Origin of the sequence: Streptomyces sp. rh34, assembly GCF_002551245.1 — a bacterium.
GTDB lineage: Bacteria > Actinomycetota > Actinomycetes > Streptomycetales > Streptomycetaceae > Streptomyces.
In genome coordinates this window covers 1-11,070 of record NZ_NTGZ01000244.1, presented here as the reverse complement: position 1 = coordinate 11,070, position 11,070 = coordinate 1, and the positions used below count along the sequence as shown (strand labels likewise).

The 11,070-nt window shown below is 70.9% G+C and carries 10 protein-coding genes; 5 read left to right on the top strand and 5 right to left on the bottom strand.

Going from position 1 to position 11,070, the window contains the following annotated elements; translation table 11 throughout:
* The first annotated feature begins 260 nt into the window (after positions 1–260).
* Positions 261–920, top strand: coding sequence for a CatB-related O-acetyltransferase (locus tag CR470_RS30490; protein WP_097870718.1), 660 nt, complete (start codon positions 261–263; stop codon positions 918–920).
* Between the two features lie 27 nt (positions 921–947).
* Here CR470_RS30490 and CR470_RS30485 read toward each other — a convergent pair whose 3' ends face one another.
* Positions 948–1,835: a helix-turn-helix domain-containing protein gene (locus CR470_RS30485; RefSeq protein WP_097870717.1), complete on the bottom strand. Its 888-nt coding sequence runs from the start codon at positions 1,833–1,835 to the stop codon at positions 948–950.
* A 147-nt stretch (positions 1,836–1,982) separates the two neighbouring features.
* Here CR470_RS30485 and CR470_RS30480 point away from each other — a divergent pair, with 147 nt between their 5' ends.
* Positions 1,983–2,870 (top strand): alpha/beta hydrolase, encoded by an 888-nt coding sequence (locus CR470_RS30480; protein ID WP_097870716.1) that lies wholly within the window; start codon positions 1,983–1,985, stop codon positions 2,868–2,870.
* 32 nt (positions 2,871–2,902) lie between these two features.
* On the opposite strand, the gene CR470_RS30475 is transcribed toward CR470_RS30480, so the two are convergent.
* Entirely contained in the window at positions 2,903–3,529 is a 627-nt protein-coding gene (locus CR470_RS30475; protein WP_097870715.1) for a helix-turn-helix transcriptional regulator, read from the bottom strand.
* Between the two features lie 334 nt (positions 3,530–3,863).
* Between CR470_RS30475 and CR470_RS30470 the strand changes: the two genes are divergently transcribed.
* The gene (locus tag CR470_RS30470) at positions 3,864–5,312 is read left to right on the top strand and encodes an NCS2 family permease (protein ID WP_097870714.1); all 1,449 of its coding nucleotides are present in this window, start codon (positions 3,864–3,866) and stop codon (positions 5,310–5,312) included.
* Positions 5,313–5,370: 58 nt separating this feature from the next.
* Here the strand turns inward: CR470_RS30470 and CR470_RS30465 are convergent, their stop codons facing one another.
* From CR470_RS30465 to CR470_RS30455, 3 genes are all read right to left on the bottom strand, one after another.
* Positions 5,371–5,718: a VOC family protein gene (locus CR470_RS30465; protein WP_097870713.1), complete on the bottom strand. Its 348-nt coding sequence runs from the start codon at positions 5,716–5,718 to the stop codon at positions 5,371–5,373.
* Positions 5,719–5,786: 68 nt separating this feature from the next.
* A complete protein-coding gene (locus tag CR470_RS30460; protein ID WP_097870712.1) occupies positions 5,787–6,239 on the bottom strand; it encodes a GNAT family N-acetyltransferase in 453 nt (150 codons plus the stop codon).
* A gap of 102 nt (positions 6,240–6,341) precedes the next feature.
* A complete protein-coding gene (locus tag CR470_RS30455) occupies positions 6,342–6,992 on the bottom strand; it encodes a mycothiol-dependent nitroreductase Rv2466c family protein (RefSeq protein ID WP_097870711.1) in 651 nt (216 codons plus the stop codon).
* 145 nt (positions 6,993–7,137) lie between these two features.
* Between CR470_RS30455 and pepN the strand changes: the two genes are divergently transcribed.
* Positions 7,138–9,744 carry an aminopeptidase N gene (gene pepN / locus CR470_RS30450; protein WP_097870710.1) on the top strand — a complete coding sequence of 869 codons (2,607 nt, stop codon included), beginning with the start codon at positions 7,138–7,140 and terminating at the stop codon, positions 9,742–9,744.
* Between the two features lie 212 nt (positions 9,745–9,956).
* Positions 9,957–11,021, top strand: a complete 1,065-nt coding sequence (locus CR470_RS30445; RefSeq protein ID WP_097870709.1) for a hypothetical protein — start codon at positions 9,957–9,959, stop codon at positions 11,019–11,021.
* The last annotated feature ends 49 nt before the right edge of the window (positions 11,022–11,070 follow it).

Sequence of the window (11,070 nt, the reverse complement as noted above, 5' to 3'; positions counted from 1 at the left end):
AGATGTGTATAAGAGACAGGGCCCGGACGAGGCCCGCCGCCGTGGCGAGGGCGCGCAGACCGGTCACGGCGCGGGCGGGCTCGTACAGGCCGGCGGGGCCCGGCAGGCCGCCCCAGTCCACCGCCTCGATCGCTTCCAGCAGTTCCAGCACCGCCGCATCGTCCCACCTCGGCCGGGCGGGAAAATGCCCGCGCCCCGCCGGGCCCGGATGCCACGATGATCTACACCCGCCCGTACCTCCTCCCTCCGGAAGCGACCTCATGACTTCTGCCCCCGCGCCCGTCCCGGCCGACCCCACCGTCCTGCACCCGATGCCCGGCCAGCCGCGCGTGGTACAGCTGAAGCCCCTGATCACCTCACCGCTGATCGAGGCCGGGGATTACTCGTACTACGACGACCCCGAGCACGCCACGGAGTTCGAGTCCCGCAACGTGCTCTACCACTACGGGCCGGAGCGCCTGGTGATCGGGAAGTTCTGCGCGTTCGGCACCGGGGTGCGGTTCATCATGAACGGCTCCAACCACCGCATGGACGGGCCGTCCACGTTCCCGTTCCCGACCCTGGGCGGCTCCTGGTCCGACCACTTCGACCTGCTGACGGGCCTGCCCAACCGGGGTGACACCGTGATCGGCAACGACGTCTGGATCGGCTACGAGGCCGTGATCATGCCGGGCGTCCGCATCGGGCACGGCGCGATCATCAGCTCACGGTCCGTGGTGGTCTCGGACGTCCCGGACTACGGCATCGTCGGCGGCAACCCGGCCCGCCTGATCCGCACCCGGTACGAGGAGGCGGACGTCGCGCGCCTGCTGGCGGTGGCCTGGTGGGACTGGCCGGCGGACCACCTGACGCGCCATATCCGTACGGTGATGTCGGGCACGGTGGCGGAGCTGGAGGCGGCGGCGCCGGGGGCGGACTAGGTGACGGTCCGCTGCTGCTCGAACAGTTCAGTCGCCGTGGTGCTCAGGAAGGTCACGGACTCTGGCCGTGCCGTGAGCCAGAGCGGCCAGTCGTTCCGCGTCCGAGGTGCCGGGTTCGGCCGACCAGAGGACGAGTTGCTGTTCTGGGGCACCGGCGTAGCGGAAGGTGTCCCAGTCGAGGGTGAGCTCGCCGACGGTGGAGTGAGTAATGCGTTTGCTGCCGAAGTCCTGGTGGGCGACGCGGTGCTCGGCCCACCAGGCCCGGAACTGCTGATCGCCGACAGCCAGCTCGCCCACGAGAGCGGTGAGGGCCGGATCTGTCGGATTCGTTCCGGCTTCCATCCGCAGGACCTCGACGCAGGTGCGGGCCACGTCCTCCCAGTCCGGGTAGATGTCGCGCATCACCGGGTCGGTGAAGACCATGCGGATGTAGTTGCGCTCGGATTCGGGCACGGCCGCGAAGTCGCACAGCAGCTCCGCTGCCAGGGGGTTCCACGCGAGGATGTCGAGCCGTGGGCCGAAGACGATGGCGGGTGTGCTGGTGAGCTGGCCGAGCAGCCGGGTCAGGTGCGGGTGCACGTGGGGACGAGGGGGCCGACGCGGCGTCTTGCGGTGTCCGGCCCGTGCGGCCTGGGTGACCAGACCTTCCACGTACGCTCTCTGGTCGTGGTCCAGCCGTAGTTCGCGTGCGAGGGATTCGAGCACCGGCGGTGACGGTGCCAGCCGGCCCTGCTCGATGCGTACGTAGTAGTCGGTGCTGATCGCGGCGAGCTCAGCCACCTCCTCGCGGCGCAGCCCCCGCACCCGGCGCTGGGTGTGCGCGCGCTCGGGAAGCCCCACCTGCGCCGGTGTGAGCTCGCCACGGCGGTGCCTGAGGAACTCACCGAGCTCACGAAGATGCGCGGAACCAGTCATTCCTTCAGCATGGCACCGGGGAAAAGGCTCTGCCTGGGAGAGATTCCTCCTAGGAAGCAGCCCGACCTTCCTGCGCCCGGCTGTCGGCCGGACAGTGGATACAGGCCCGCAGATCGCCGGCCACCCACGATTCCGCAGGAGCAGAAAATGAGGACCGACGTCCGCTTCCCCACCAACGGCCTGCAGCTCGCCGGCCACCTCTACCTCCCCGACAGCGGCGACCGCCCGCTCGCCGCGATCGTCGTCGGCCACCCCACGACCGGCGTCAAGGAGCAAGCGCCGGCGGCGTACGCGAAACGGCTGGTCAAGGAGGGCTTCGCCGTCCTGACCTTCGACGCCGCCTTCCAGGGCGAATCCGAGGGCGTGCCCCACGGCCTGGAGGACCCCTTCCAGCGCGCCGAGGACTTCCGCGCGGCGGTCTCCTACCTCACCACCCGCCCCGAGATCGACCCCGACCGCATCGGCGTCATGGGCGTGTGCGGTTCCGGCGCCTACGTGCCCTACGCCGCCCAGACCGACCACCGGATGAAGGCCGTGGCCGGCGTGTCCGGGACCGACGTTCCCAGCTTCTTCCGCGGCGCCGACCCTGAGGGCTGGCAGGCGATGGTGACGAACTCCGGAAACCTCCGCAGCGCCGAAGCCGCCGGCGAGCCCGCGGCGACGTTCGCCGTGCTTCCTGAGACGGCCCATGCCGACACCCCCGCCCCGACGGCCGAGTTCGTCGACTACTACAAGACGCCCCGCGGCAGGCACCCGCGTTCCACGGGTTACCTGGTCGTGCGCAGCGCGGATCTCCTCGACCAGTTCGACTCCTTCGCCGACGTCGCCAAGATCGCGCCTCGCCCGCTGCTCATGATCGCCGGCACCGAGGCCGTGACCCGCGGGTTCTCCGAGAAGGCCGTCGCCGACAGCCCCGGCAACGCCGAGCTGTTCCTCGTCCAGGGCGCCACCCACGTCGACCTGTACGACCGCGACCCGTACGTGACTCCTGCCGTCGCCAAGCTGGTCGACTTCTTCAGCAAGCACCTCGCCTGAGTCGGCAGGCCTGGGTGGTCTGACGACGAGCCCTATGTCTGGGAGGACCCCGGCAGCCGGGTCCAGAAGTGGTCGACGATGTTCTCGATGTAGCGGCGCCCGTCCTCGCCGGATGCCGTGGCGCCGCCGGCCCGGCTCAAGGTGGCCGCCATGAGGCCCTGGTACTCCTGGTGCATGGCGGCCAGGTGGCTCTTCAGATCACGGCGCTCCATGGAGACGAGCCGCGCGATGTCGCGGATGTGCGCCTGCCAGCGCGTGGAGACCGCCTCGGCGAGGAGGCGGGCGAGTTCCTCCTCCAGCCGGGTGATGGCGATGAAGTCGCGCGGGGGCAGGCTGAGGACCTCGCCGAGCTTGGCGGACTGCCGTTTGTCGCCGGTCCACAGACCGGCTTCCTCCATGGACAGGTACGCGTCAAGGGTGAGGCCGGTGGCGCGCGCGACGTCCTCGGCCGAAACGCCGCGTGCGATGCGGTGTTCGAGCAAGGTGCGTGGATGGCCCATGAGTTCAGCGGGCTGACACCACAAGGCGCCCGCCAGAGCGGTGAATTCCGTCGCGTCCGGCACATGGGTTCCGCGCTCCCATGCGATCACATGCTCGGGACCGACGTGTGACGTGCCGAAGGACGCGCGCATGCCATAGGCGACATGCCCGGGTGCCATCCCGAGTTTCTCGCGCAAGGCGCGCGCTGCCCGCGCGTTGAAGGGGAGTGGTGGGTGCACATACGGAGCGTAGGGGAGCTGTCACCGGCACTTCCATCCCCACTGTCGGCTGCCTGCCGGTTTGGCTGAAAGGTCACCCCTGATTCCGTAGGAAGCCACAGGGCGAAATGGGGCCAAGGAGACCCTCTACGCGGGTAGTTGCGATCCCACCGTTGGCGCGTATGATCCGCTCGCAAGGTGCCGCATGTGCGTTCGCACAGCGCCTGCCACTCACTTCGGGCAGCACCGACGAAACCCCCCTTCCCCATCATTCGCAGGCTCAGGAGACTCTGTCATGCACCCCAGTACGACCAGCCCGCCGCCCGACGCGAAGTCCAACGGGTCGGGGGGCGCCGTCGACCGGTTCTTCCGCATCAGCGAACGCGGTTCGACCTACCTCCAGGAGATACGCGGCGGATTCGCCACGTTCTTCACGATGGCGTACATCCTTGTGCTCAACCCGATCATCCTCGGCGGGGCGGAGGACAAGTTCGGCAAGCAGCTGGACAACGTGCAGTTGGTCACCGCCACCGCTCTGGTCGCCGCGGTGATGACGCTGATCATGGGTGTGGGCGGCAATCTGCCGCTGGCCCTGGCGGCGGGCCTGGGCATCAACGCCGTCGTCGCCTACCAGATCGCTCCCCTGATGAGCTGGGACGACGCGATGGGCCTCATCGTGCTGGAAGGGCTGCTGATCTGCGTTCTGGTGATGACCGGGCTGCGCGAGGCGATCATGCACGCCATTCCGCAGCCCCTCAAACAGGCCATCAGCGTCGGCATCGGCCTGTTCATCGCCTTCATCGGCTTCGTGGACGCCGGGTTCGTCACCCGCATCCCCGACGCCGCTAACTCCACCGTGCCCGTCCAGCTCGGCACCGGCACGCTCACCGGCTGGCCGATGCTCGTCTTCTGCCTCGGCGTGCTCCTGACGATCGTGCTGGTAGCCCGGAAGGTCAAGGGCGCGATCCTCATCAGCATCGTCCTCATGACCGTCGTCGCCATCGTCATCAACGAGGTCGCCCGCATCAAGTCCTGGGGCCTGACCTCGCCCTCGATGCCCGACAACCCGGTCGCCGCACCCGACTTCGGGCTACTCGGCCAGTTCGACCTGTTCGGATCGTTCGGCCAGGTCAGCGTGTTGACGGTCGTCCTGCTCGTCTTCACCCTCATCCTGTCCGACTTCTTCGACACGATGGGCACGGTCGTGGGCGTCACCGCCGAGGCCGGGCTCCTGGACGAGCGGGGTCAGGTGCCCGGCCTCGGCCGCGTCCTGCTCATCGACGGTGTGGCCGCCGTCGCCGGTGGCGCCGCGTCCTCGTCGTCGGCCACCACCTACATCGAGTCCGCGGCGGGTGTCGGCGAAGGGGCCCGCACCGGCTTCGCCAACATGGTCACCGGCGGCCTGTTCGCGCTCGCCCTCTTCCTCACGCCCGTCCTGACGATCGTGCCGCTCCAGGCGGCGGCGCCCGCCCTCGTCGTGGTCGGGTTCCTGATGATGACCCAGGTCAAGCACATCGACTGGGACCGCTACGACGTCGCCATCCCGGCCTTCCTCACCATCGTCGTCATGCCGTTCACCTACTCCATCACCAACGGCATCGGCGCCGGCTTCGTCGCCTACGTGGTGATCAAGGCGTGCCTGGGCAAGGCGCGCGAAGTCCACTGGCTGCTGTGGGGCACCGCCGCGCTCTTCCTGGTCTACTTCGTCATCGACCCGCTGGAGCAGATCCTCGGCCTCAAGTAGCGGAGGCCCGGGGCCCTGCTTCACCGGTCGGCGACCCCCGGGGTCAGTGACTTCCGGGTCAGTGGCTCCCGGCGTCGGAGAGGCAGAACTCGTTGCCCTCCGGGTCCCTGAGGACCGTCCAGGACATCCCCTGCGTCGACTGCTCGCCGACGACGGTCGCGCCCAGCTTCGCCAGGCGCTCCACGTCGGCCGGGCGGTCGGGCGACGAGAAGTCGACGTGCACCCGGTTCTTGGCGGCCTTGGGCTCGGGCACCCGCTGGAAGCCGAGGACCAGCGGGGTCGCCGCGAGGACGACGAACGCGTCGTAGTCCTGCGTCTCCTGGACGCCCAGCGCCTCGGCCCACCAGGCGGCCAGCGCCTGGGGGTCGGCACAGTCGATCGTGATCATTTCCGGTGAGATGCGCATGCCGTTCACCGTACGGCGCACCACTGACAACGGGCCGGATTGCCCGACCGGCCCGTTGTCGGCGGCCCTCAGGCCGGCACGATCTCCAGCAGCGGGAGTTCGCGGCCCGGGATGGATCCGGACGGCGTGACGCCGATCCGGACCGCGCCCATGGCCCGGTAGAACGGCTCCGCGTTCGGGTCGGCGTCGATGGTGAGGCGGGTGAAGCCCAGGCGGCGGGCCTCGCCCATGGTGTGGGCGAACAGGCGGCGCCCGACGCCCCTGCCGAAGGCGTCCGGCTCGACGAACATCATGCCGAGCGCGCCGTTCGGCGGCTCGCCGTCCAGGGTGGTGAAGCCCAGGATCCGTCCGTCCTCCTCGGCCACCGCCGTCCGCCGGGCCGCCACGTCCGCGGGGCGGACGGTCAGCTCCTCACGGCAGGCGGCCAGGAACTCCGCGTCGTACTGCCAGTGCCCCTTCGACCGGAGGGCCAGTTCGGTCAGTGCGGCGGCTTCGGCCGCCTCGCCCGCGCGTATCCGCATGGGGTCATCGTCCCCCGTGCGGATACGCGCGGCCACCGGCCCGTGCGAACGCGCGCGGCCACGGGCCTGTGCGGATACGCGCGGATACCGGCTCGACCGGCGTCAGTCGAAGATCGGGTCCTGCGTCCGGGTCCGCTTGATCTCGTAGAAGCCCGGGATGGAGGCGACCAGCAGCGTGCCGTCCCAGAGCTTCGCCGCGTCCTCGCCCTTGGGGGCGGGGGTGACGACCGGGCCGAAGAAGGCGATCTGCTCGCCGTCCGCGCCGGGAACGGCGATGACCGGGGTGCCGACGTCCTGGCCGACCTTGTCGATCCCCTCCTTGTGGGAGGCGCGCAGCTCGGTGTCGTACCGGTCGGAGTCGGCGTGGTCCGCCAGGTCGGCGGGCAGGCCGACGTCCTTCAGCGCGGCGGCCATGGCCTCGCGGGTGGGGCCCTCGCCGTTGTTGTGGAAGCGGGTGCCGAGCGCGGTGTAGAGGGGGCCGAGGACCGCGTCGCCGTGCTGCTGCTGGGCGGCGATGACGACCCGGGCCGGGCCCCACGCCTGCTTCTCCAGCATCTCGCGGTACTCCTCGGGCAGGTCGTCCAGCTTGTTCTCGTTCAGGACGGCCAGGCTCATCACGTGCCAGCGAACCTCGACGTCGCGGACCTTCTCCACTTCCAGCATCCAGCGCGAGGTCATCCACGCCCAGGGGCAGAGCGGGTCGAACCAGAAGTCGACCGGGGTCTTGCCGTTGGCCGGAGTGTTCTCGGGCATGTCTCTCCTCAGAAGTGCGTGTTCCACCTGCGGGCGGGAACGCCTCCGGCGGGGCTCTCATTCCCTGGATGAAGCCGCGCGAAGACGCGTGCAAGGATCAATGGGTTCGAACACGACACATGACGCGCGTCACGAAGGAGTGCCCGTGCCCGGTGAAAACCTGTCCCGCGACGAGGCCCAGAAGAGGGCCGAGCTGCTGACCGTCGACGGATACGAGGTCGAGCTCGACCTGCGGTCCGCCGTCGGCGAGCCCGAGGGGGCCGACGGGGGCGACGGCGGGTCCGGCCCGCGGACCTTCCGTTCGCTGACCACGATCCGGTTCCGCTCGGCCCGTGCGGGCGCCTCGACCTTCGCCGACCTGGTGGCCCCGGGTGTGGACGCGGTGACGCTGAACGGGACGGCCCTCGACCCGGCCGTCGTGTTCGACGGGACGCGGGTGGCGCTGGACGGGCTCGTCGAGGGCGAGAACACGCTCGTCGTCGACGCCCGCTGCGCGTACAGCAGGACCGGCGAGGGCATGCACCGCTTCGTCGACCCGGAGGACGGCGAGGTCTACCTCTACACGCAGTACGAGCCCGCCGACGCCCGCCGCGTCTTCGCCAACTTCGAACAGCCCGACCTCAAGGCCCCCTACCGCTTCCGGGTGACCGCCCCCGCCGGCTGGCGGGTCTGGTCCAACGGGGCCGAGGAGTCGCACGAGGGCGGGGTGTGGACCTTCGCCGAGACGAAGCCGATCTCCACGTACATCACGGCCGTCGTCGCCGGGCCGTACCACTACGTGAGCGACCACTACAGCCGTACGTTCGACGACGGCACCACGCTGGAGATCCCGCTCGGCGCGATGTGCCGCAAGGGGCTCGCCAAGCACTTCGACGCGGACGACGTCTTCCTGATCACCAAGCAGGGCCTCGACTTCTTCCACGACCACTTCGACTACCCGTACCCCTTCGGGAAGTACGACCAGGCGTTCGTGCCCGAGTACAACCTCGGCGCCATGGAGAACCCGGGCATGGTCACCTTCCGCGAGGAGTACATCTACCGCGGCAAGGTCACCTCGGCGGCCTACGAGCGGCGTGCCAACGTCATCCTGCACGAGATGGCGCACATGTGGTTCGGCGACCTGGTCACCATGGAGTGGTGGGACGACCTGTGGCTGAAGGAGTCCTTCGCGGACTTCATGGGCTCCTTCTCGATGGTCGAGGCGACCCGCTTCACCAACGGCTGGATCACCTTCGCCAACAACCGCAAGGCGTGGGCCTACCGCGCCGACCAGCTGCCCTCCACGCACCCCATCACGGCGGACATCCGTGACCTGGAGGACGCCAAGCTGAACTTCGACGGGATCACGTACGCCAAGGGCGCCTCCGTGCTCAAGCAGCTGGTGGCGTACGTGGGGCGCGACGCGTTCCTCGAAGGCGCCCGGCGCTACTTCAAGAGCCACGCCTACGGCAACACGCGCCTGGGCGACCTGCTGTCGGTGCTGGCCGAGACGTCCGGCCGCGACATGACGGCCTGGTCCCGCTCCTGGCTCCAGACGGCGGGCGTCAACGTGCTCACCCCCGTGCCGACGTACGACGCGGACGGGAAGCTGGCCGAGCTGGCCGTCGTCCAGGAGGCCGCCGCCTCGCACCCGGAGCTGCGCCCGCACCGCGTCGCGGTCGGCCTGTACCGGCGTACGCCGGAGGGCGAGCTGACGCGTTACGCGCGCGCCGAGGTGGACGTGGCCGGCGAGCGGACGGTGGTGGACGCCCTGGCCGGCTCCGAGCGGCCCGATCTGATCCTGGTCAACGACGACGACCTCACGTACTGCAAGGTCCGCTTCGACGAGGGCTCGCTGGCGACGCTGCGCGACCACCTGGGCGAGATCACGGACCCGCTGGCCCGTGCCCTGTGCTGGTCGGCCCTGTGGAACCTGACCCGGGACGCGCTGATGCCGGCCCGCGACTTCGTCGCGCTGGTGCTGGCGTTCGCCGGCCGGGAGAGCGACATCGGCGTCCTCCAGATGCTGCACGCCTGGGCGCAGTCCGCGCTGGTCAACTACGCGGTCCCCGACTGGCGCGAGCAGGGCGGCCGGGCGCTGGCCGACGGCGCGCTGCGCGAGCTGCGGACCGCCGAGCCGGGCAGCCAGCACCAGCTGACCTGGGCCCGTTTCTTCGCGGCGGTCGCCTCGTCCGAGGCGGACTTCCAGCTGCTGGGCGGGCTGCTGGAGGGCACGGCCCGGATCGACGGTCTCGACGTCGACCAGGAGCTGCGCTGGGCCTTCCTCTCCCCGCTGGCCTCGCACGGGGTGGCGAACGAGGCGGCGATCGACGCCGAACTGGCCCGCGACGACACGGCCTCCGGCAAGCGCCACCACGTACGCTGCCTGGCCTCCCGTCCCTCGGAGGCGGTCAAGGCGCAGGCGTGGGCGGCGGTCGTGGAGTCGGACAAGCTGTCCAACGCGCTGGTCGAGGCGACGATCACCGGATTCGGGCAGCCCTCCCAGCGGGAGCTGCTCGCCCCGTACGCGAGCCGCTACTTCGAGGTGATCGAGCGGATCTGGGCGGAGCGGTCCATCCAGATCGGCATGCACGTGGTGCGGGGCATGTTCCCCGGTCTCCAGGACAGTCCCGCGACCCTCGCGGCGACCGACGCGTGGCTGGGCGACCACGAGGACGCCGCCCCGGCGCTGCGGCGACTGGTGCTGGAGGCCCGCGACGATCTCGCGCGGGCGCTGCGCGGCCAGGAGTGCGACCGGGCCTCCGGAGCCTGAGCGGGTACGCATGAGGGGGCGCTCGGGCAAGGCGTGCGCGCGGCGTGAAAGCGGCGCTCGTACACCCGCCCGAGACGCCCCTCCCCCGATTCCCGGCGCGACGGCCCTTTTCGGTTGTTGAACGTCCGTGCTTGAGGACGGCGTTGTCCGGGATTGTCGACGGGCGTGTAACAGGGGTTAGGGCACCCTCCACGGGCGGGAAACCCCGGGACATGACCCAGAACACCCCGCTCTCCCCCCGTCTCCCCCACCTCCCCCTTCCCTCCGGGGACGTGACGCTCCGTGTCCTGTCCGCCGCCCAGTTGAGGGCGCGGGGCGTGTCCGCGGCGCAGACGTCCGCCCAGTGCCTGCCCGGCGGCCCCTGGCAGCACCTGCTGCCGGGGGTCTATCTGCTGCACCCGGGCCCGCCCACCGGCCGGGAGCGGCTGCTCGGAGCGCTGCTCTACGCGGGGCGTCCGCCGGCCTCCGCGCGGCGGGCTCCGGCGGGCCCTCCGGACGCGGGGTACGGCGAGTCGATGGTCACCGGGGTCGCCGCGCTCGCGCTGTACGGCTTCGCCGCGGCCGGGGACGTGGAGGCGCTGCACCGGATCGACGTGCTGGTGCCGCGCACCCGGCGGCTGCGGTCCACCCGGTTCGTGGAGGTGCTGCGGACCGCCTCGATGCCGAGCGCGGTGCGGGTGGGCGAGGTGCCCGTCGCGCCGGTGGAGCGGGCCCTGGCGGACGCGGTCGCGGGCACGGCCGACGCGGCGTGCGTCCGGCGGCTGCTGACCGAGGCGGTACGCGAGGGGCACTGTGAACCGGCCGCTGTGGTACGGGAGCTGAGCGAGGCGAAGCTGCTGGGGCGGCCCGCCGTGGTGGGCGCGGTCGACTCGCTGCTGGCCGAGGGGCGGGCGGTGGCGGAGGCACGGCTGTACGCGATGGTGCGCGAGCACGGGCTGCCGGAGCCGCTGTGGAACGTGGAGCTGCGCCTGCCGGGCGGGCCCCGGCTCGGCGGGGTCGACGCCTACTGGCCCGATCACGCCGTGGCGGTGGAGCTGGACGCCCGGGCGCCCCGGTACGGCGTGCCGGCGCGGAGGGGCCGGGCGGAGGAGGACCCGCGGTGGTCCGCGTACGCCGCGCAGCGGGAGCGTCTGGAGCGGTTGGGGGTCACGGTCGTCCGCCTCACGCCGAGGAAGCTGCGCGAGGCGGCGGACCAGCAGGCGACGGTGGTGCGGACGGCGTTGATGGCGGCGGCCGACCGGGAGCCGGCCGCGTACGTGATGGTGCTGCCGCGCTGAGCGGGCGGGGCGGGTCGTGCACGCGGGCCTACGGCGACCGGTCCGGCGG

What these genes read in the sequence shown, in the direction of transcription:
- CR470_RS30490 (WP_097870718.1), top strand. Translation starts at nt 261, where the DNA reads ATGACTTCTGCCCCCGCGCCCGTCCCGGCCGACCCCACCGTCCTGCAC.
- CR470_RS30485 (WP_097870717.1), bottom strand. Translation starts at nt 1,835, where the DNA reads ATGACTGGTTCCGCGCATCTTCGTGAGCTCGGTGAGTTCCTCAGGCAC.
- CR470_RS30480 (WP_097870716.1), top strand. Translation starts at nt 1,983, where the DNA reads ATGAGGACCGACGTCCGCTTCCCCACCAACGGCCTGCAGCTCGCCGGC.
- CR470_RS30475 (WP_097870715.1), bottom strand. Translation starts at nt 3,529, where the DNA reads ATGGCACCCGGGCATGTCGCCTATGGCATGCGCGCGTCCTTCGGCACG.
- CR470_RS30470 (WP_097870714.1), top strand. Translation starts at nt 3,864, where the DNA reads ATGCACCCCAGTACGACCAGCCCGCCGCCCGACGCGAAGTCCAACGGG.
- CR470_RS30465 (WP_097870713.1), bottom strand. Translation starts at nt 5,718, where the DNA reads ATGCGCATCTCACCGGAAATGATCACGATCGACTGTGCCGACCCCCAG.
- CR470_RS30460 (WP_097870712.1), bottom strand. Translation starts at nt 6,239, where the DNA reads ATGCGGATACGCGCGGGCGAGGCGGCCGAAGCCGCCGCACTGACCGAA.
- CR470_RS30455 (WP_097870711.1), bottom strand. Translation starts at nt 6,992, where the DNA reads ATGCCCGAGAACACTCCGGCCAACGGCAAGACCCCGGTCGACTTCTGG.
- CR470_RS30445 (WP_097870709.1), top strand. Translation starts at nt 9,957, where the DNA reads ATGACCCAGAACACCCCGCTCTCCCCCCGTCTCCCCCACCTCCCCCTT.